Annotated in this window: 20 protein-coding genes; 6 read left to right on the plus strand and 14 right to left on the minus strand. The window is 63.7% G+C overall.

Annotated elements, in window-relative coordinates:
- The 10 genes from UP10_RS26950 to UP10_RS26990 form a co-directional block, all read right to left on the minus strand.
- On the minus strand, positions 1-1,098 hold the full coding sequence (locus UP10_RS26950) for a calcium:cation antiporter (protein WP_044590250.1): 1,098 nt from the start codon (positions 1,096-1,098) through the stop codon (positions 1-3).
- A gap of 123 nt (positions 1,099-1,221) precedes the next feature.
- Positions 1,222-2,034, minus strand: a complete 813-nt coding sequence (locus UP10_RS26955) for an alpha/beta hydrolase (protein ID WP_502692258.1) — start codon at positions 2,032-2,034, stop codon at positions 1,222-1,224.
- Positions 2,019-2,219: a hypothetical protein gene (locus tag UP10_RS43275; protein ID WP_082077268.1), complete on the minus strand. Its 201-nt coding sequence runs from the start codon at positions 2,217-2,219 to the stop codon at positions 2,019-2,021. The genes UP10_RS26955 and UP10_RS43275 overlap by 16 nt, the downstream gene beginning before the upstream one ends.
- 27 nt (positions 2,220-2,246) lie before the next feature.
- Entirely contained in the window at positions 2,247-3,647 is a 1,401-nt protein-coding gene (locus tag UP10_RS26960) for an NAD(P)(+) transhydrogenase (Re/Si-specific) subunit beta (RefSeq protein WP_044590251.1), read from the minus strand.
- A gap of 43 nt (positions 3,648-3,690) precedes the next feature.
- On the minus strand, positions 3,691-4,008 hold the full coding sequence (locus UP10_RS26965; RefSeq protein WP_027579715.1) for a proton-translocating transhydrogenase family protein: 318 nt from the start codon (positions 4,006-4,008) through the stop codon (positions 3,691-3,693).
- Between the two features lie 11 nt (positions 4,009-4,019).
- Complete coding sequence (locus UP10_RS26970) at positions 4,020-5,144, minus strand: Re/Si-specific NAD(P)(+) transhydrogenase subunit alpha (protein ID WP_044590252.1); 1,125 nt, start codon at positions 5,142-5,144, stop codon at positions 4,020-4,022.
- Positions 5,145-5,283: 139 nt separating this feature from the next.
- Complete coding sequence (locus UP10_RS26975; protein WP_044590253.1) at positions 5,284-5,436, minus strand: aa3-type cytochrome c oxidase subunit IV; 153 nt, start codon at positions 5,434-5,436, stop codon at positions 5,284-5,286.
- 81 nt (positions 5,437-5,517) lie between these two features.
- On the minus strand, positions 5,518-5,913 hold the full coding sequence (locus UP10_RS26980) for a type II toxin-antitoxin system death-on-curing family toxin (protein ID WP_082077269.1): 396 nt from the start codon (positions 5,911-5,913) through the stop codon (positions 5,518-5,520).
- 12 nt (positions 5,914-5,925) lie between these two features.
- Positions 5,926-6,150, minus strand: a complete 225-nt coding sequence (locus UP10_RS26985) for an AbrB/MazE/SpoVT family DNA-binding domain-containing protein (protein ID WP_044590254.1) — start codon at positions 6,148-6,150, stop codon at positions 5,926-5,928.
- 109 nt (positions 6,151-6,259) lie between these two features.
- Entirely contained in the window at positions 6,260-8,146 is a 1,887-nt protein-coding gene (locus tag UP10_RS26990) for a M3 family oligoendopeptidase (RefSeq protein ID WP_044590255.1), read from the minus strand.
- A 136-nt stretch (positions 8,147-8,282) separates the two neighbouring features.
- Between UP10_RS26990 and UP10_RS26995 the strand changes: the two genes are divergently transcribed.
- The 3 genes from UP10_RS26995 (at position 8,283) to UP10_RS27005 (ending at position 14,230) form a co-directional block, all read left to right on the plus strand.
- Positions 8,283-9,770 carry a sigma-54-dependent transcriptional regulator gene (locus tag UP10_RS26995; protein WP_044590256.1) on the plus strand — a complete coding sequence of 496 codons (1,488 nt, stop codon included), beginning with the start codon at positions 8,283-8,285 and terminating at the stop codon, positions 9,768-9,770.
- A gap of 340 nt (positions 9,771-10,110) precedes the next feature.
- Complete coding sequence (locus tag UP10_RS27000; RefSeq protein WP_044590325.1) at positions 10,111-12,381, plus strand: L,D-transpeptidase family protein; 2,271 nt, start codon at positions 10,111-10,113, stop codon at positions 12,379-12,381.
- A gap of 265 nt (positions 12,382-12,646) precedes the next feature.
- Positions 12,647-14,230 carry a peptidoglycan L,D-endopeptidase MepK gene (locus tag UP10_RS27005; RefSeq protein ID WP_044590257.1) on the plus strand — a complete coding sequence of 528 codons (1,584 nt, stop codon included), beginning with the start codon at positions 12,647-12,649 and terminating at the stop codon, positions 14,228-14,230.
- A 189-nt stretch (positions 14,231-14,419) separates the two neighbouring features.
- Here the strand turns inward: UP10_RS27005 and UP10_RS27010 are convergent, their stop codons facing one another.
- Both UP10_RS27010 and UP10_RS27015 read right to left on the minus strand, forming a co-directional pair.
- Entirely contained in the window at positions 14,420-14,689 is a 270-nt protein-coding gene (locus UP10_RS27010; protein ID WP_044539464.1) for a DUF2312 domain-containing protein, read from the minus strand.
- Between the two features lie 251 nt (positions 14,690-14,940).
- Entirely contained in the window at positions 14,941-15,243 is a 303-nt protein-coding gene (locus UP10_RS27015; protein WP_044590258.1) for a DUF1244 domain-containing protein, read from the minus strand.
- A gap of 259 nt (positions 15,244-15,502) precedes the next feature.
- Here UP10_RS27015 and UP10_RS27020 point away from each other — a divergent pair, with 259 nt between their 5' ends.
- Together UP10_RS27020 and pyk are read left to right on the plus strand one after the other, a co-directional pair.
- Positions 15,503-16,048 (plus strand): DUF1036 domain-containing protein, encoded by a 546-nt coding sequence (locus UP10_RS27020; protein ID WP_245321890.1) that lies wholly within the window; start codon positions 15,503-15,505, stop codon positions 16,046-16,048.
- On the plus strand, positions 16,045-17,481 hold the full coding sequence (gene pyk / locus UP10_RS27025; RefSeq protein WP_044590260.1) for a pyruvate kinase: 1,437 nt from the start codon (positions 16,045-16,047) through the stop codon (positions 17,479-17,481). The genes UP10_RS27020 and pyk overlap by 4 nt, the downstream gene beginning before the upstream one ends.
- 56 nt (positions 17,482-17,537) lie before the next feature.
- Here pyk and UP10_RS27030 read toward each other — a convergent pair whose 3' ends face one another.
- Positions 17,538-17,966 (minus strand): OsmC family protein, encoded by a 429-nt coding sequence (locus UP10_RS27030; RefSeq protein ID WP_044590261.1) that lies wholly within the window; start codon positions 17,964-17,966, stop codon positions 17,538-17,540.
- A 76-nt stretch (positions 17,967-18,042) separates the two neighbouring features.
- Positions 18,043-18,717: a TetR/AcrR family transcriptional regulator gene (locus tag UP10_RS27035; RefSeq protein ID WP_044590326.1), complete on the minus strand. Its 675-nt coding sequence runs from the start codon at positions 18,715-18,717 to the stop codon at positions 18,043-18,045.
- Here UP10_RS27035 and UP10_RS45440 point away from each other — a divergent pair.
- Complete coding sequence (locus UP10_RS45440) at positions 18,697-19,173, plus strand: hypothetical protein (RefSeq protein ID WP_197086905.1); 477 nt, start codon at positions 18,697-18,699, stop codon at positions 19,171-19,173. The two genes, UP10_RS27035 and UP10_RS45440, sit on opposite strands and share 21 nt — an antisense overlap.
- The last annotated feature ends 68 nt before the right edge of the window (positions 19,174-19,241 follow it).

Below are 19,241 nucleotides of genomic sequence, written 5' to 3' on the forward strand. Positions count from 1 at the left end.
CTACGGCACGAATACCATGAACACGAACACGGCGAACACCACCATGTGCACGAGGCCGAACAGGATGTTGGTGCGGCCGGTGCCGAAGGTGAGCATGCTGACCGCGAAGGTCAACAGCAGGAGCACAGACTCCTGAGGATTGAGGCCGAGCACCAGCTGCTTGTCGAGCGCGTAGGCGGCGATGGCGACGGCCGGGATCGTCAACCCGATGGTCGCGAGCGACGAGCCGAGCGCGAGATTGATGCTCTTCTGCAGGTCGTTCTTGCGCGCCGCGGAAATCGCGGCGACGCCCTCGGGCAGCAGGATCAGGAGCGCGACCACCACGCCGGCAAAGGCCGGCGGCGCGCCGATCTTCGCCGTCACGACATCGATCACGAGCGAGAACTTCTTGGCCAGCAGCACTACTGCCAGCAGCGAGACCACGAGCAACCCAACACTGAGCACCAGCATCTGGCCCGACATCGGTACCTCTGCGTGCGCCTCGTTCGAGCTGCCGCTGACGAAATAGTCGCGGTGACGGATGGTCTGGGTGTAGAGGAACACGGCGTACAGGAGGATGGTGACGACGCTGACGAAGCCGAGTTGCGCCGCCGAATAGACCGGTCCCGGCGCGGTCAGCGTGTAGTTCGGCATCACCAGCGTGATGGTCGCCAGCACGAACAGGACGCTGAGATAGAGATTGGCGCCGGTGAGCTGAAAATCCTGCTCGCGGTAGCGCAAGCCGCCGATGAAGATGCAGAGGCCGACCAATCCGTTGCAGACGATCATGACCACCGCAAACACGGTGTCGCGCGCCAGCGCCGGCACCGGCTTGTCGCCAAGCATGATGGTCGAGATCAGCGCCACCTCGATGACGGTGACCGCCAGCGTGAGCAGCAGCGTGCCGAACGGCTCGCCGATCCGCTCCGCGATCACCTCGGCGTGGTGGACCGCGGCGAATACCGTGCCGAACAGAACCACCAGCAGAACGAGCGCGAACAGCCAGCCGCCGGGCGACGGCGCGAACGAATAGCCCGATACCGTGATCGCGGCGAACAGCAGCACCGCCAGGGCGGGAAACAACCAGGCCGACCGCGGCATTGGTCCATGTGCGCTCATTGAATCAGTCCCTCGGTTCAGTGAGCTTGACTATGCGCCAGACAATCGCCGCCGTCAGCCTCTTGAGCATGATCCGGAAAAGTGTGAAGCGGTTTTCCGGGAAGATCATGCTCAAACAAACAGCTAAGGCGCGTTGATAAACTGCCTCGCGGTGTCGATCGCACCGAAGTCGTCGAGATTATCGTGGCCGCCGCCCGGGAAACGAACGAATTGCTTGGGCTCACGGGCAAGGCTGAACAGGCGCTCGCCAAAGCCAATCGGGATTGCCGGATCATTGGTGCCGTGCATGATCAGGAGCGGTGCGGTGACGCGTGCGATACGCCGGTCGGAATGGAATTGATCCCGCATCAGCAGGCTGACCGGCACGATCTTGAACACCGCACCGGCGACGTCCGACGTCGAGGTGTAGGGTGCTTCCAGGATCAGCTGACGCACCGGATGCTCGGCCGCGATCGCGACCGCCACGCCGGTCCCGAGCGAGAATCCCCAGGCCACAATCCGTTCCGGAGCGTAGCGCTCGGCGGTGAAGGCGTAAGCTGCCGCTGCGTCCTGCAACAGGCCCTGCTCGCTCGGATGCCCGCTGGAGCCGGCATAGCCGCGATAGGACAGCGCGACCAACCCGGTGCCGTCAGCCGTGATGCCATTGAAGCGTGCCACGCGGCCGGCAAGGAAATCACCATTGCCGGGGAAGAACAGGACGGCGGGGCGACCCGGCTTCGCCGGCACGTGCCAGACGATGATTTTTTCGCCGTCAGCGGTGGTCAGGAGCTGCTCTTCCGCTTCGGGAAACCCTGCAGCGGCAGGCAGCGTCCGTCCGACCGGTGGAATCGGAAACAGCATCTCGCGCTGCTTGAAGAACAGCACCGCGAGGCCGCCGAGATAGACGACAGCGGCAACGGTCAGGAGCCATTTCAGGATCGTCAGGGCCACATGCATCCCGCCTGCCGCACCGATGTCCCGCGTCGAGCCTTGAGCAGCTTCTCGACATCGAGCTTGATGCTGTCAGGAACGGCTCGACACGCGCAAGCCATCGCATGCGCCGCGTGCCATTTGATCCGCTGTTCGCGCGTGGCCCGGGGCGGCATGCGATTTTGTCGATGCCACTCCTTGTTCAGGGCCATCGGCGCCTTGCCTTGTCTCGCTTTGCTTTACATCGCCTTGACGATGTTCTCGGTGACCTTCTTGGCGTCGCCGAGCAGCATCATGGTGTTGTCGCGATAGAACAGCGGATTGTCGATGCCGGCATAGCCCGACGCGAGCGAGCGCTTGATGAACATCACGGTGCCGGCCTTCCAGACCTGCAGTACCGGCATGCCGTAGATCGGCGAGGTCTTGTCGTCTTCGGCCGCCGGGTTGGTGACGTCGTTGGCGCCGATCACGAAGGCGATGTCGGCCTGGGCGAATTCCGAGTTGATGTCCTCGAGCTCGAACACCTCGTCATAGGGCACGTTCGCTTCGGCCAGCAGCACGTTCATATGGCCGGGCATGCGGCCGGCCACCGGGTGAATGGCGTATTTCACCTCGACGCCTTCCTTCTTCAGGATATCGCCCATTTCGCGCAGCGCGTGCTGGGCCTGCGCCACCGCCATGCCGTAGCCGGGCACGATGATGACCTTCTGCGCGTTCTTCATGATGAAGGCGGCATCGTCGGCGGAGCCGAGTTTCACCGGGCGCACTTCACCGCCCGCACCGGCGCCCACAGCGGCCGTCTCGCCACCAAATCCGCCGAGGATCACCGAGATGAACGAACGATTCATCGCATGGCACATGATGTAGGACAGGATCGCGCCGGACGAGCCGACCAGCGCGCCGGTGATGATCAGCGCCGAGTTGCCGAGCGTGAAGCCGATGCCGGCCGCGGCCCAGCCGGAATAGGAGTTCAGCATCGAGATCACGACCGGCATGTCGGCGCCGCCGATCGGAACGATCATGAGCACGCCGAGCGCCAGCGCGATGATGGTGATCAGCCAGAAGTCGAGTGCGCTACCCGACAGCACGAGGCCGACGATGAAAAACACCAGTGCCAGCGCCAGCACGATGTTGATGACGTGACGGAACGGCAGGATGATCGGCGCGCCGCTCATCCGCGCCGAGAGCTTCAGGAACGCGATCACCGATCCGGTGAAGGTCAAGGCGCCGATCGCAACGCCGAGCGACATTTCGACCAGGCTCTGCGGGTGGATGTTGCCGGGCGTGCCGATGTCGAAGGCCTCGGGCGCGTAGAACGCGCCGGCGGCGACCAGCACCGCAGCCATGCCGACCAGCGAATGGAAGGCGGCGACCAGTTCGGGCATCGAGGTCATCGGCACCCGGCGCGCGATCACGGCGCCGACGCTGCCACCGATGGCGATGCCGAGAATGACCAGCAACCAGGCCACGCCGTCGGCTGGCGGATGGCTGGCCAGCGTGGTCGCGACCGCGATCGCCATGCCGATCATGCCGAAGAAGTTGCCCTGGCGCGACGTCGCGGGGCTGGACAGCCCGCGCAGCGACAGGATGAACAGCACACCCGCCACGAGGTACAGAACAGCAGCCAGATTGGCGTTCATCTCAGGTCCCCCTTTATCTTCGTCACCCCGAGGTGCACGCCGCTCACTTGGCCTTCTTCTTGTACATCGCCAGCATGCGCTGGGTGACAAGGAAGCCGCCGAAGATATTCACGCAGGCAAAGATCAAGGCAATGAAGCCGAAGCCGCGAGCCCAGCCCGAGCCGCTCGAGATCATGCCGACACCGACCGCGAGCAGCGCGCCGACCACGATCACCGAGGAGATCGCGTTGGTCACGCTCATCAGCGGCGTATGCAAGGCCGGGGTCACCGACCACACCACGAAGTAGCCGACGAACACGGCGAGTACGAAAATCGATAGCCGAAACACAAAGGGATCAACGGCCTGCGCGATATGCTCCATGGCTGGTCTCCTTATTTCGGCTGGAAGTTGGGATGGATGATGGCGCCGTCTTTGGTCAGCGCGGTGGCCTTGACCAGTTCGTCATCCCAATTGACCGCGAGCGTCTTGTTGGCCTTGTCGACCATCGTCTCGATGAACGAGAACAAATTGCGAGCGTACAGGCTGGAGGCCGAGGCGGCGACACGGCCGGCGACATTGGTGTAGCCGACGATCTTGATGCCATCGGTCTCGACGACCTCACCCGGCCTGGCGCCCTCGACATTGCCGCCGCGCTCGACGGCGAGGTCGACCAGCACCGAGCCGGGCTTCATCGACTTGACCATCTCGCCGGTGACAAGCTTGGGCGCAGGACGGCCCGGGATCAGCGCGGTCGTGATCACGATGTCCTGCTTCTTGATATGCTCGGCGGTCAACGCGGCCTGCTTGGCCTGGTACTCCTTGGACATTTCCTTGGCGTAGCCGCCCGCGGTCTGGGCGTTCTTGAATTCGTCGTCCTCGACCGCCAGGAATTTGGCGCCGAGGCTCTCGACCTGCTCCTTGGTCGCGGGACGCACGTCGGTCGCGGTGACGACGGCGCCGAGCCGGCGCGCGGTGGCGATGGCCTGCAGGCCTGCGACGCCGACGCCCATCACGAACACTTTTGCCGCCGGAATGGTGCCCGCCGCGGTCATCATCATCGGGAAGGCGCGCCCGAAGGCTTCAGCCGCCTCGATCACCGCCCGATAGCCGGCGAGGTTGGCCTGGCTCGACAGCACGTCCATCACCTGCGCGCGGGTGATGCGCGGCATCAATTCCATCGCAAACGCCGAGATGCCGGCATCGGCCATCGCCTTCAGCGCGGCGTCATTGCCGTAAGGGTCCATGATCGCAATGACCAGCGCGCCGCGCTTGTATTGGGGTAACTCGGAGGCTTCGGGCCGATTCACCTTGATGATGATGTCGGCGTCCTTCAACGCATCGGCGCTGACGGTGGCGCCGGCCGCGGTAAATTCCGAATCGGGCAGCCCGGACTTGATGCCCGCGCCCGGCTCGACCGCGATCTCGGCGCCGATCGCCTTGAACTTCTTGATGGTATCGGGTGAGACCGCTACCCGCGGCTCGGACGGATCGATTTCCTTGGCAACGGCGATCTTCATGGTCCCTCCGGCGGCGCGAGCAGCGCGCGCGTCATCAAACTAGCGTTATTTTCGCCAGATTGGATACCCGGTTGTTGCAACCGGGCTCGGTACTTATTCCGGGCCCGCCGCGGACGGCAGGGCCGCAGCCGATCAGGGATCAGACGAGGAAATAGGCCATCAGGGCGAGAATGATGGCGACGGTGATCGAGCCGTATTTGACCAGCACGAGGAAGCCCTCATAGGTCTGCTCGTGCGCCACGTAGTCATTGCCGTCAGCGGTCGTGTAGGCCACTTCGCTATGGTCTGCCATCGATGTCCCCAGTCAGAAATTCACGTCCGCGAGGCATTACCGCAAACAGGATGACAGGGCAACGGCGCCCGCTCTATCGGCTCATAGGGAAGGCCAATTATCCCTGATCCAGCGGGTCAGACTGTCTTCGCTGACCTCTCCAGCAGCAAGGGAGAGGATGATTGTCGTCGCCTGCGCCGGCTCAGGGCTGAAAGGAACGCCGTTCCTATGGAGGAAAACCATCATCGCCATGAAAGCGATCCGCTTGTTTCCATCGACGAAGGCGTGATTTTTCGCCAGCCCAAAAGCATAGGCCGCCGCTAGTTCGGCCAAGTCAGCCTGTTCATACTGCCATCTGTTGACCGGACGCTCGAGGGCCGAATGCAGCATTCCCTCGTCGCGCAAGCCGGGCGCGCCGCCAAAGCGGCGGAGCTGACGGGCGTGCATCGCGATGGCTTGGTCAAGCGTGATCCAAAGCGGCTCTTTCGGCTCGCTCATTTTGCAAGTCCGTCACTTCGCGAGCGTCGCCAGGGTGTCGCGATACTTGTCCATAACCTCGTCGGCGATTTCCATCGTTCGCTCGAAGTCCGGATCGTAGGGAAGGGCTTGAAAGCCTCCTCCCGGCAGTTCGGTGACGTGCAGCTGCTGGCCGCGCTTGAGATCGAGCCGCTGCATCAGTTCGCGCGGAAGCAGCAGTCCATCGGAATTACCGATCTTCTTGATTTCGATCTTCATGGGCGGACCTCTTGCAGCCTGCGGACGGTGAACGGCAACGTTATACATTTGTATAACACGTCACCCGCCTCCGTTCAACAGATGTTTTACACCCTATCTGCGCCCGATCTCAGCCCATCGCCTCCAGCTCGTCGATCATTCCGGCAATCACCGAGAGCCCGCCGTCCCAGAACTTCGGGTCCTTGGCGTCGAGCCCAAACGGCCTGAGCAATTCGGAATAATGCTTGGTGCCGCCGGCAGCGAGCATGTCGAGATAGCGCTCGGCAAAACCCTCGGAGGCGTGTTCGTAGACCGCGTAGAGCGAGTTCACCAGGCAATCACCGAACGCATAGGCATACACATAGAACGGCGAATGGATGAAGTGCGGGATATACATCCAGAACGTCTCGTAACCCGGCTTGATCTCGATCGCCGGACCAAGGCTCTCGCCCTGCACGCTGAGCCAGAGCTGGCCGATGCGCTCGGCGGTGAGTTCGCCGTTCTTGCGCTCGGTATGAACCGCGCGCTCGAAGGAATAGAACGCGATCTGCCGCACCACGGTGTTGATCATGTCCTCGACCTTGCCCGCGAGCAGCGCCTGACGCTGCTTGGCGCTCTTCGTCTGCGACAACAGCCGCTTGAAGGTCAGCATCTCGCCGAACACGCTCGCGGTCTCCGCAAGCGTCAGCGGCGTCGGCGCCATCAGCGCCCCGTTCTTCGCTGCCAGCACCTGATGCACGCCGTGGCCGAGCTCATGCGCGAGCGTCATCACGTCGCGCGGCTTGCCCTGATAGTTCATCAGCACATAGGGATGCGCCGACGGCGTGGTCGGATGTGAGAACGCGCCGGGCGCCTTGCCGGGGCGGACCGGCGCATCGATCCAGCGATCGGCGAAGAAGCGCTCGGCGATCTCGGCCATCCTGGGCGAGAAGCCGCGATAGGCTGAGAGCACCATGTTGCGTGCCTCGGGCCAGGCGATGCTGCCCGTTGCCGCGAACGGCAGCGGCGCGTTTCGGTCCCAGTGCGGCAGCTTCTTCTTTTTGAACCAGCCCGCCTTCAACCCATAATAGCGGTGCGACAGTTTGGGATAGGCCGCACGCACCGAGGCGACAAGCGCATCGACCACCTCGCGTTCGACCCGGTTGTTGAGATGGCGGGAATCCGCGACATCCTGGAAGCCGCGCCACCGATCGGAAATTTCCTTGTCCTTGGCGAGGGTATTGGTCACAAGCGCAAAGGTGCGCTCATTGTCCTTGAAGGTCTTCGCCAGCGCCTGCGCCGCGGCCTTGCGCCGGTCGCCTGCCTTGTCCTGCAGCAGGTTCAGCGTCGGCTCGATCGCGAGCTCCTTGCCCGCGACCTTGAAGCGCAGGCTGGAGATGGTCTGGTCGAACAGCCGGTTCCAGGCGGCGTAGCCGCTCTGCGCTTTCTCATGAAACAGCTGCTCGACGCGATCCTCGAGCTGATACGGCTTGTCCTTGCGCAGATCCTCGATCCACGGCCGGTAATGGCCAAGCGCGGGTTCGGCCATCGCACGTTCGATCACATCATCGTCAACACGGTTGAGCTCGAGCGCGAAGAACAGCAGATGAACCGATGCAGCCGTCAGCCGCTCGGACACGTCGCCGTAGAATTTCGAGATCGCGGGATCGACGCTGTCGCCGGCATGCGCAAGGCCGGCATAAGAGCCGAGACGGCCAGCCAGATCGTCGATCGCTTCATAGCGCCTGATGGCCGCGGCAAGCCATTTGCCGCCGCCTTCGCTGGCGGTATTTTCCGCGAGCTTGCCCTTGTAGTCGGTCTCAAACGCGACGCAATCTGCATCCATCTTTTGCAAATCACGTGCGACTTCCGGCGCGTCGATACCGGAGTAAAGATCTGCCAGATTCCATTCGGGCAGCTTGCCGGGCTTGCTGGCCGCCTTCTTCGCCACGGGCTTGGCCGCGGCCGGTTTGCGTTGAGCGTCCGTCTTGCGGAGAGCGGTCTCTTTGCGGAGAGCAGATTTGGAGCGCGAGGTCATCTTGTTCGAAACCCTACTTCAGTCGGAAAGACGGCGGCGGAGTAAGCGCGGGATGGCAACATTTAAGAGGGCGTTAATCGGCATCGGCGACAGTGCCCCGATTCGAGACAGATAATCGTAATGTGCGGGGAAGACCATGGCTGCCACCATTTTGATCGCCGATGACGACGCAGTACAGCGCCGTTTGGTTGAAAACATGGTGCAGAAATGCGGCTATGAGTCTCTCGTCGTGGACAGCGGCGATGCGGCGGTCTCGGTACTGACCGCGTCCGACGCCCGGACGATCGATGCTGTCGTGCTCGATCTCGTGATGCCCGGCCTCGATGGCCTCGGCGTTCTCGCAAAGATTCGTGAAGCTGGTTTGAACGTTCCGGTGATCGTGCAGACCGCGCATGGCGGGATCGACAATGTGGTGTCGGCGATGCGCGCCGGGGCCCAGGATTTCGTGGTCAAGCCGGCCAGCTTCGAACGCTTGCAGGTCTCCCTGCGCAACGCGCTCAATGCCTCGGCGCTGAAGGGCGAATTGCAACGCATCCGGCACAGCCGCGAGGGCCGGCTGACCTTCTCCGATATCATCACCCGCAGCGAGGCCATGACCGGCGTGCTGCGCATCGCGCAGAAGGCCGCGTCCTCGACCATTCCCGTGCTGATCGAGGGCGAATCCGGCGTCGGCAAGGAATTGTTCGCACGCGCCATCCACGGCAGCAGCGAGCGCAAGGCAAAGCCGTTCGTCGCGGTGAACTGCGGTGCGATCCCCGACAATCTCGTCGAATCGATCCTGTTCGGCCACGAGAAGGGCGCCTTCACCGGCGCCACCGAGCGCCATCAGGGCAAGTTCGTCGAGGCCCATGGCGGCACGCTGTTTCTCGACGAGGTCGGTGAATTGCCGCTGGCCGCGCAGGTGAAGCTGTTGCGCGCGCTGCAGGAAGGCTCCGTGGAAGCGGTCGGCGGACGCAAGCCGGTCAAGGTCGACGTCCGCATCATCTCGGCGACCAACCGCAAATTGCTCGATCTCGTGAAGGGCGGCCAGTTCCGCGAAGACCTGTTCTATCGGCTGCACGTCCTGCCGTTGACCATTCCCGCCCTGCGGCAGCGGCGCGAAGACATCCCGCATTTGCTGCGGCATTTTCTGGCGCGGTTCTGCGCCGAGGAGAACCGCAATATCACCGCCATCAGCGGCGAGGCGATGGCGCATCTGGCGCAGCTCGACTGGCCCGGCAATATCCGCCAGCTCGAGAACACGGTGTATCGTGCCGTGGTGATGAGCGAGAGCGACCAGCTCGGGCTCGCCGATTTCCCGCAGTCCGCGGCGCATGCCACCCCGGAGGGCAAGGCCGTGCATGGCGAGCCACTGGTGGTGTCACCCTCCACGGCGCCCGCCATGACATCCGGTAACGAAATACCTACAGCACCCTCGCCCGCCGCGGGCGGTCTTTCGATGCTCAACGGCTCTGGCGATGTCCGGCCGCTGGAGGACCTCGAGAACGAGATCATCCGCTTCGCCATTTCGCATTACCGCGGGCAGATGTCCGAGGTCGCGCGCCGCCTCAAAATCGGTCGATCGACGCTCTATCGCAAGCTCGACGAGGCCGCGGCCGGTGCTCGCACCAACGACGCGAATTAAGCTTTGTGATCACGGTGTGATGTGCCTCGCGGCTACGCCGCGGGAACCTTTGAACCGTGGCTTGGCGGTGACAGACAAACGCCGTGCAGCGTGGCAAAAATGCACAACTCGAATGAGAGTTGGTACTTCGAGGTCAGTTTGTCGTGAGTTGCCCCGCATGGCGCTGGCTGCATGAGAGGGGCACATGTATCGTCTGCGTTGGTTGCGTGCAGGCGTACCAATCGATCGAAAAAGGCCGGCGCTTTTCGCGCAAGCTTACGAAACCAAGCGCAAGCTTACGAAACCAAACATGACTTGAACTGTTCCAAGGCCGGGGCAGTTCCGCCCAGGGGGTGTGATGATGCGTGACTGTTCGAACAGCCGTCGGGGATTTGACCGCGTATTGATAGCCGTCGCGGCAACTTTCCTCACGGTGTCCGCGACATCAGCCCTGGCGCAGGACGCGCCCCGCGCCAGTGCCGCGGAACTCGCGATCGACGCAGCAATCCCGCGTCCCGAACCCGCCAACGTCCCGCCGCCGACCGCCGGCGACTTCAAGGTGGAAACGACCGCCGCGCTGCCCGACGCAGTGAAGGCAAGCGATGCAAAGCCCGCCGATGTGAAGGCCGCCGACACGAAGCCCTCCGACGTCAAAACGACCGAGCCGAGCACGGCAAAGGCGGCTGAGCCCAAGCCTGCTGAGCCCAAGCCCGCGGATGTCGCGACCACGCCGGCAACCGATAGCAAGCCTGCGGAAGCGCCGAAGACCGATATCGCGGTCACGCCGCCTGCAGCTTCTGCCTCCCCTGCGACGGCCGCCGCACCGGCAGCGACTCCCGCTCCCGCCACGGCCGCTGCGCCAGCAGCCGAGCCGGTGAAGGCCGCGAGCACCGTTCCCGCCGAAGACCAGCCCGTCGCCGACAAGCTCCGCGAACTGCTTGCGAGCAAGTCGCTGCGCACCTTCGACCGCAAGGTCGAGCGCATCGCGGTCGAGAAATTCTACTCGACCCGCGACTATGCGCCGGTGTTCACACAGGCCGGCAAGCTGACGCAAACCGGCAAGGGCGTCGTCGCGCGCCTGAACGACGCCGCCTCGGACGGCCTCAATCCGGCCGACTATCCGGTGCCGGATTTCACCGCAGCCACCTCACCCGACGCGCTCGCCGATGCCGATTTGAAGCTCGTCGCCAGCATGCTGGACTATGCGCGCCAGGCGCAGAGCGGCCGCATGCACTGGTCGCAGGTGTCGGCAGACATCCTCTATCCCGAGCACCCGATCGATGCGACCGAAGTGCTAGCGAATGTAACCACCGCAAAGGACGCGTCCGTCGCGCTCGATAGCTACAACCCGCCGCACAAGCTCTACAAGGAGCTGAAGAAGAAGCTCGCCGAGCTGCGTGGCCAGGGCGAAGGGCCCACCGTCCAGATCGCCGACGGCCCGGCGCTGAAATACGTGCCCGCCCGCGGCAAGAAGCAGGCGGCGGTCGAGATGGACGATCCGCGCGTGCCCGACCTGCGCGGCAAGCTCGGCGTAACGGAAAACCCGGAGAGCACGAAGTACGACGCGGCCGTCGCCGCAGCCGTCTCGAAATTCCAGAACAGCGTCGAACTCAAGCCGTCCGGTGTCCTCGACGACCGCACAGTCAAGGCGATCAACAGCCCGAAGCGCGACAAGCAGATCGACACCGTCCTCGTCAACATGGAGCGCTGGCGCTGGCTGCCGCGCCAGCTGGGCGCGGGCAATATGGGCAACGCCTATGTGATCCTCAACATCCCTGACTACACGCTGAAGGTGATGCAGAACGGTGCGCAGGTCTGGACCACGCGCGTGGTGACCGGCAAGCCCGGCCAGCATGCCACGCCGCTTCTGACCGAGACGATGAAGTACATCACGGTCAACCCGACCTGGAACGTGCCGCCCTCGATCATCTACAACGAGTACCTGCCGGCCCTGCAGCAGGATCCGACGGTGCTGCAGCGAATGGGCCTCAAGCTGGAGCGAAACCACGACGGCTCGATCCACATCTCGCAGCCGCCAGGTGAGGCCAACGCGCTCGGCCGCATCCGCTTCAACTTCCCGAACAAGTTCCTGGTTTATCAGCACGACACACCGGACAAGTACCTGTTCGCCAAGGACGAGCGTGCTTTCAGCCATGGCTGCATGCGCGTGCAGAACCCGGACCAGTACGCCTCCGTGCTGCTCAACATCACGTTGCCGAACGATCACTACACGCCGGAGAAGATCCGCAGCATGTACGGCTCGAGCGAGATCGACCTGAAATTCCCGACGCCGGTCCCGGTGAACATCACCTACCAGACCGCGTTCGTGGACGACGCCGGCAAGCTGCAGCTCCGCAAGGACGTCTATGGCCGCGACGCCACGATGCTGTCGCTGCTCAAGAACAACCGCGGCAAGGATCTCGAAATGGTGGTGGCGCACGCGCAGCCGAGTTATTCGCGCCCGCCGAGCAGCAGCCTGCCGGCCGGCGTGAACTTCGCCAGCGACAACAGCGGCGGCAGCTCCGGACCGTCGTTCTTCGAGCGACTGTTTGGCGGCGGGTCGGCGCAGCCGGCTCCGCAACCCGGCCGCCGAGGTCAGGCCCAGCAGCCGCGGCGGGTGATTACCCGTTAAGATTGCCCGACCGCCGATTCGGTTAAATTTTGAAGTGAAATCAACGGTTCCACCCCTCTGGCGAGATCGTTTACGTTAACCATTATCCATCGCGATCTCGGCACTGAGCACGTTTTTGCCACACTCCACCGGTTAGTTACGGCTTACTTGGGGGGCGGGTCGGTAAATCTCGGTTAACCATCCCGCTTTAAGAAAGCGTTCACCATCTTCCGCAGGGGGTCTGCGAAGGTGCCGATCGAACGCTCGTCGACTGGGTGGGCTCATAGTGCTGGCTGTTTTCGCACGCCGCTTCAATCCGCTGTCGCTGACGAAGGCCGGGTACCAAGTCGGTCTCGCCTCGCTGTTGCTGCTTGCCGGAGCCGGATCGGTTCACGATGCGGCTGCGCTGAACGAGACGCGCACCCTCTCCTTCCACCACACCCATTCCAACGAAGACCTGACCGTCACCTTCAAGCGCGACGGCCGCTATGACGAAGCCGCGCTGAAGCAGCTCAATCACTATTTGCGCGACTGGCGCAACCAGGATGAGACGGTGATGGACCGTCACCTCTTCGACATCCTCTGGGAAGTCTATCGCGACGTCGACGGCAAACAGCCGATCCAGATCATCTCCTCGTACCGTTCCCCCTCCACCAATGCCATGCTCCGCCGCCGCTCGTCAGGCGTTGCGCGCCACAGCCAGCACATGCTGGGGCATGCGATGGACTTCTATATCCCCGGCGTGCAGTTGGAGCAGGTTCGCTACGCTGGCCTGCGCCTGCAGCGCGGCGGCGTCGGCTTCTATCCGACCTCGGGCTCGCCCTTCGTCCATCTCGACACCGGCAGCATCCGCCACTGGCCGCGCATGACGCGTGACCAGTTGGTCCGGGTGTTCCCCGATGGCCGCACCGTCCACGTCCCGACCGATGGCACGCCGCTGAAGGGATATGAACTCGCCAGGGCCGATATCGAACGGCGCGGCGACGACGCCACAACCGTCGCCAAGCCGAGCATGCTCGCCAAGCTGTTCGGCGGCGGCAAGTCGAGTGACGATGACGACGAAGCCGCAGCTCCTGTGAACGACAAGGCTCCGGCCAACACGGTGATCGCGGCCGCAGCGCCCGCCAAATCCGCCGATCCAGTCCCGGTGCCGCGCGCCAAGCCGCAGATCGTTGCAGCCATCCAGCTCGCCTCTGCCGACGCGCAACTCGTCCCGGCGCCGAAGGCCAAGCCGCCGGTCCAGGCAGCCGACAACACTGATTCGAAGCCGCAATCGCCCGCCGACATCATCAACGCCCGCGGCTTCTGGGGTGACGAGCCAGCCGCTCCGAAGCAGGCATCGCCGGCACAGATCGCGGCGCTGAAAGCGCGTGAAGCCGTCGGCGCCGCCGATCCGCAGACGACGGGGAGCGCGACGGACAAGTTCAACAAGGCCCTCGCCTACGCGCCGGCCGCGTCCTCGCCGGTTGATCACGCCAATATCGTCGCAGCATCCGCGCCCCTGCCGCGCAGCGTGCGTCCAACCCGCAGCACCGCAGCCCCCACGGAGATCAACACGGTCGTTCCGAAGGGCGCGCAGGGTCAAGGCGTCATCACCACGTCCGCGCGGATTTCGGCCGCCAAGGTCGACGACATCTGGATGCGCGTGATGATGCTGGCGCCGAGCGCCAGCAACGGCATGCTGACCACGGTGCTGGGCGACACCGACATGAACATGATGCGTGCACACTTCATCAAGCCGCAGGCCGCCGTCGCAATGAACTTCTCGGACGATCCGATGATGGGCATGACCTGCGACCGCTTCTCGGGCTCTGCTACCGCCGTCCTGGCCACCCAGCCGTTCGTGATGCGCACCGCCTCGCTCCGCTGAGCCCGCTGCAAGCCGTCTCTATCTTCGGCGCTTCGATGGCGCACGCGGGTGCCCGCGCCATCGACCACGACCGCGCGCGATCAGGCCAACGATCAATATGATTTGATGAGCTGGGTTTGGCTGAGGCGTCAACGGGCGCGCATCGGCGCGACCGTAGACGTTAACCGGACGACGAACGCTGCCGCCCGCTTACAGCATTCCGAGCGCCTGCATGTAGGTTTCCAGGATGGTTTCCTGTTCCTGGCGCTCGTTGGCATCCTGCTTGCGCAGGCGCACGATGGTGCGCAGCGCCTTGACGTCGTAGCCGTTGCCCTTGGCCTCCGCATAGACGTCGCGGATGTCGTCAGAGATCGTCTTCTTCTCTTCTTCCAGTCGCTCGATACGCTCGACGATGGATTTGAGCTGGTCCTTGGCAAATCGCGTTGCGGGCTCTTCCTGGACGGCGGCAGACGTGGCCATCGCGTACTCCTGAACTGGCATTGAAATGTCGTGCGAATACGCATCACGCGCAGCGCTTGTCGCGGCTGACCCTCGATTTTGGGGCGCCTCCCGTCAAGGAAACATCGCGCTCATCCACAGCGCGCCCACAGGAGATGCAGGTGGCGTTCATTAGATCATCGTCATTCCGGGATGGTGCGTTAGCACCAGACCCGGAATCTCGAGATTCCGGGTTCGATGCCTCGCATCGCCCCGGAATGACGTCGTTGCGCCTAATGCCCGCTGTGGGTCTTCTTCATCGCAGCGAGTTGCTCCGCGGTCGCGCTGCCCTGATATTTTGCCTTCCACTCCTCATAGGGCATGCCGTAAACCGCCTCGCGACTCTCGTCCTTGCTGACGGCGATGCCCTTGGCGTCGGCCTCTTCCTTCATCCAGTTCGACAGGCAGTTGCGGCAGAAGCCCGCCAGGTTCATCAGATCGATATTCTGGACGTCGGTCCGGTTGCGCAGATGGTTGACCAGACGCTGGAAAACTGCTGCTTCGAGTTCTGTTCTGGTTTTGTCGTCAATGCTCATTGCCGTCATCCCGGTGTGTGATCAGCACCATATTGATATCAGGTGGGAATTGTCACAGATTTTGCCACATCGGCGCGCAAAACGGGGCCCAATCGGGCGCTTGCGCCAGCATCCCATCACGTGGGAAATGCGCTCTCCTCCCGTCGACAGTTCCCACCGGGCACGCGAAATCCTCAATGGTTTGATATAGCTTCGCCGCATGACTGCATCAGATTCTCCCCCCTCAGCTCGCCGCGCGCCCCGCCTGACCATCGCCGGCATGGTGCCGATGCTGGCGCTCGTCGCAGCATGCCTGTGTGCGAGCCCAGCGGCGGCCGATTTCCGACTGTGCAACAACACCTCGAGCCGGGTCGGGATCGCGCTCGGCTACAAGGATGCCGAGGGCTGGACCACCGAAGGGTGGTGGAACGTGTCTTCGCGCGCCTGCGAAACGCTGCTGCGCGGCAATCTGGTCGCGCGGTTTTACTATATCTACGCACTGGACTATGACCGCGGCGGCGAATGGTCCGGCCAGGCGTTCATGTGCTCGCGCGACAAGGAATTCACCATCAAGGGCACCGAGAATTGCCTCGCGCGGGGCTTTGACCGCACCGGCTACTTCGAGGTCGACACCGGCGAGCAGCGAGCATGGACCGTCCAACTGACCGAAGCCAACGAACAACAGCCGCAGAAACTGCCGGGAATGCCGGGCGGAGTGGGCCCAGGCGGCCCCGGAACGATGCCGGGCCTGCCCAATCCACCGGGCGCAACGCCTCCGGGCGCGTCGGGCCTACCACCAGCCGCAACGCCCGGAAACAAACAATGAGACGCCTCCGCCGCATCAAGATCCTTGCAACGCTTGGCCCTGCCTCGTCGGACAGCACGATGATCCGCAAGCTGTTCGAGGCCGGCGCCGACCTGTTCCGCATCAACATGAGTCACACCTCGCACGACAAGATGCGGGAATTGGTCAACACCATCCGCAATGTCGAATCGAGCTATGGCCGGCCGATCGGCATCCTGGTCGACCTGCAGGGACCAAAGCTGCGCGTCGGCGCATTCGCCGGAGGTTCGACCCAGCTCAACAACGGCCAGACCTTCATCCTCGATTCCGACAAGACGCCGGGCGACAACAGCCGCGTCCAGCTTCCGCATCCGGAGATCCTCGCCGCGCTCCGGCCCGGCCACGCGCTGCTGCTCGACGACGGCAAGGTGCGGCTGATTGCGGAAGAAACTTCGCCCGAACGTGCGGTGACGCGCGTGGTGATCGGCGGCAGGATGTCGGATCGCAAGGGCGTCAGCCTGCCCGACACCGATCTGCCGGTCTCGGCGATGACGCCGAAGGACCGCGCCGATCTGGAGGCCGCGCTACCGACCGGCATCGACTGGGTCGCGCTGTCCTTCGTGCAGCGGGCCGAAGATGTGCTCGAAGCCAAGAAGATCATCCGCGGCCGCGCCGCCGTGATGGCCAAGATCGAGAAGCCCCAGGCGATCGACCGCCTCCCGGAAATCATCGAGGCCTCGGACGCGCTGATGGTGGCGCGCGGCGATCTCGGCGTCGAGTTGCCGCTGGAGCGCGTGCCGAGCCTGCAAAAACAGATGACCCGGATGGCACGCCGCGCCGGCAAGCCGGTCGTGATCGCAACGCAAATGCTGGAATCGATGATCCAGGCACCGGTGCCGACGCGCGCCGAGGTCTCCGACGTCGCCACCGCCGTTTACGAAGGTGCCGACGCCATCATGCTCTCGGCAGAATCGGCCGCCGGCAAATTCCCGGTGGAAGCGGTTTCGACCATGAATCGCATCGGCGAGGAAGTGGAGCGCGACCCGAACTATCGCGGCGTGATCAACGCGCAGCGCGTCGATCCTGAACCGACGGCCGGCGACGCCATTGCCGACGCGGCGCGGCAGATTGCCGAGACGCTCGATCTCTCCGCGATCATCTGCTGGACATCCTCGGGTTCGACCGCGATCCGTGTGGCGCGTGAGCGGCCCAAGGTACCCGTGGTTGCGATCACGCCAAATATCGAGACCGGCCGAAAGCTTTCTGTCGTGTGGGGCGTGCATTGCGTGGTCGCCGAGGACGCTCACGATCTCGACGACATGGTCAACCGCGCCGGCTCGATCGCGTTCAGGGACGGTTTCTCGAAGGCCGGCCAGCGCGTCATCATCGTCGCCGGCGTGCCGCTGCGCGCGCCCGGCACCACCAACATGCTGCGCATCGCCTCGGTAGGACCGAACGGCGACGCGGAGATATGACGGCGTTCCGGGCACGCGCGTGCGCGTGACCCGGAACGGTAGCGTTTCTCGAGCGATTAACTCTGCAACGTTGCGTCGAGCGTGATATTGGTGTTGAGCAGTTTCGACACCGGACACCCGGCCTTGGCCTTAGCCGCCAATTCCTGAAATGCCGCGGCGTCAGCGCCGGGAATCTTGGCCGTCAGCGCCAGATGCACCGAGGTGATGGCAAAGCCGTCGCCGACCTTCTCAAGTGTCACGTCAGCCTTGGTTTCCATGTGTTCGGCCGTGAGCTTGGCTTCACCCAGGATCAGCGACAGGGCCATCGTGAAGCAGGCGGCATGGGCCGCGCCGATCAGTTCTTCGGGGTTCGAGCCCGGCTTGCCTTCGAAGCGGCTGGCGAAGCCGTAGGGATAATCGGTCAGCGCACCGCTTTTGGTCGAGATCGCGCCTTTGCCGTCCTTGATGCCGCCCTGCCATTTGGCTGAGCCATGGGTCGTCGTCATGCGTTGCTCCGTGAGGTTGGATGAACCCAGCCCAAAAGCTACAACGCCAATGCGACAGAATATGTTCGCCGCGTTCTTAAGCCCCGACCAGCGCCTTCGCGGGGGTCGTTGCCTGCACGACGAGGCCACGCGCGCGCGCATCCATCACGCCGACGGCGCGCAGCGCGAGCAGCGTCACGGTCTGCACCGCATCGCGCTGCTTCACGGGGTCGTCGAGATTGGCTGGCGCCAGCGGGCCGACCAGCGCCTCGTGCAGCGCGCCGAGCAATGCCGTCGCCGCCAGCGCCGTATCCTGGGCCGGCAAATGGCCGGCACGCACCGCGGCGTCGATCCGCGCGGCGAGCTCGCCGGAAATATCGCGACGGCTGGCGAGACGTGAGGCGTTAACGTCAACATCGACCGGCTCAGCCAGGATGCCCCAGGCGAGCTTGCGTTGCGACAACACATGGACTGCGATGGTCGTCACGGAGGCAGCCAATGCCGATGACGGCCCGGGCGCCCCATCCGCGGCACGGCGGATCGCTGCGAGTTCATCGCGCGAGACGTCCGCGATCAGCTCCGAGATCAGTTCGGCCTTGGACGGGAAATAGCGATAGACGGTCCCGGCCGCGACATTGGCCCGAACCGCGACCGGCGCGATCTGGACCGCCGCCATGCCACCATCGGCCGCCGCGTCCCGCGCCGCGGACAGAATTGCGCTGCGCCGGGCAGCCAGTCGTTTCACGACTTGATGAGTTCGCCGATAGACCATGGCGTTGCCGTCCCCCACCGCGCGCTCGGCCGGCGCCCACCGGCAGAACGCACGAATCTTCAATGTTTTGAGCGACAGATCCCGCAGTCGCTGCAAGAAGTGAACAACTATTCAGACCGAAACACAAGGTGGAATTGTAAGGATTTTGCGACAGCTTGGATTCTCATTGCCGCGATAAGCGGCGTGCTGCTGCTCGCGGTCCTGTTCGTAGATTTCTCGCTCGAGCCCGTCGCCTTCGGCGTGATGAGCGGAATGGCCGGCGAATTCGCGCTGATGGTCTATCTGTATTTCTGGGCGCTCGGATCGGCTGCCGACCCGAGATTGCTATTTGGCCTCGGCGCTCGCCCAGCTGCTGTTGATCATGACGATCATGGGACCGCTCACCTATGTGGCGCTCGCAATCAACAGGGCCGCTGCAGGATCACACCTTCCAGGCAATCGATCGCGCCATGGTAAATCACGATCTAAGACGATTGCTCGATATCGAGATAATTGTTCCGGCACGGCCACGCAATTCCCGGCCG

The organism is Bradyrhizobium sp. LTSPM299, from assembly GCF_000938235.1.
Taxonomy (GTDB): Bacteria; Pseudomonadota; Alphaproteobacteria; order Rhizobiales; family Xanthobacteraceae; genus Bradyrhizobium.

Bases quoted from the DNA above. Each gene is read 5' to 3' on its own strand.
- UP10_RS26950 (WP_044590250.1), bottom strand. From the start codon at position 1,098: ATGAGCGCACATGGACCAATGCCGCGGTCGGCCTGGTTGTTTCCCGCC.
- UP10_RS26955 (WP_502692258.1), bottom strand. From the start codon at position 2,034: ATGCATGTGGCCCTGACGATCCTGAAATGGCTCCTGACCGTTGCCGCT.
- UP10_RS43275 (WP_082077268.1), bottom strand. From the start codon at position 2,219: ATGGCCCTGAACAAGGAGTGGCATCGACAAAATCGCATGCCGCCCCGG.
- UP10_RS26960 (WP_044590251.1), bottom strand. From the start codon at position 3,647: ATGAACGCCAATCTGGCTGCTGTTCTGTACCTCGTGGCGGGTGTGCTG.
- UP10_RS26965 (WP_027579715.1), bottom strand. From the start codon at position 4,008: ATGGAGCATATCGCGCAGGCCGTTGATCCCTTTGTGTTTCGGCTATCG.
- UP10_RS26970 (WP_044590252.1), bottom strand. From the start codon at position 5,144: ATGAAGATCGCCGTTGCCAAGGAAATCGATCCGTCCGAGCCGCGGGTA.
- UP10_RS26975 (WP_044590253.1), bottom strand. From the start codon at position 5,436: ATGGCAGACCATAGCGAAGTGGCCTACACGACCGCTGACGGCAATGAC.
- UP10_RS26980 (WP_082077269.1), bottom strand. From the start codon at position 5,913: ATGAGCGAGCCGAAAGAGCCGCTTTGGATCACGCTTGACCAAGCCATC.
- UP10_RS26985 (WP_044590254.1), bottom strand. From the start codon at position 6,150: ATGAAGATCGAAATCAAGAAGATCGGTAATTCCGATGGACTGCTGCTT.
- UP10_RS26990 (WP_044590255.1), bottom strand. From the start codon at position 8,146: ATGACCTCGCGCTCCAAATCTGCTCTCCGCAAAGAGACCGCTCTCCGC.
- UP10_RS26995 (WP_044590256.1), top strand. From the start codon at position 8,283: ATGGCTGCCACCATTTTGATCGCCGATGACGACGCAGTACAGCGCCGT.
- UP10_RS27000 (WP_044590325.1), top strand. From the start codon at position 10,111: ATGCGTGACTGTTCGAACAGCCGTCGGGGATTTGACCGCGTATTGATA.
- UP10_RS27010 (WP_044539464.1), bottom strand. From the start codon at position 14,689: ATGGCCACGTCTGCCGCCGTCCAGGAAGAGCCCGCAACGCGATTTGCC.
- UP10_RS27015 (WP_044590258.1), bottom strand. From the start codon at position 15,243: ATGAGCATTGACGACAAAACCAGAACAGAACTCGAAGCAGCAGTTTTC.
- UP10_RS27020 (WP_245321890.1), top strand. From the start codon at position 15,503: ATGGTGCCGATGCTGGCGCTCGTCGCAGCATGCCTGTGTGCGAGCCCA.
- pyk (WP_044590260.1), top strand. From the start codon at position 16,045: ATGAGACGCCTCCGCCGCATCAAGATCCTTGCAACGCTTGGCCCTGCC.
- UP10_RS27030 (WP_044590261.1), bottom strand. From the start codon at position 17,966: ATGACGACGACCCATGGCTCAGCCAAATGGCAGGGCGGCATCAAGGAC.
- UP10_RS45440 (WP_197086905.1), top strand. From the start codon at position 18,697: ATGAGTTCGCCGATAGACCATGGCGTTGCCGTCCCCCACCGCGCGCTC.
- UP10_RS27035 (WP_044590326.1), bottom strand. From the start codon at position 18,717: ATGGTCTATCGGCGAACTCATCAAGTCGTGAAACGACTGGCTGCCCGG.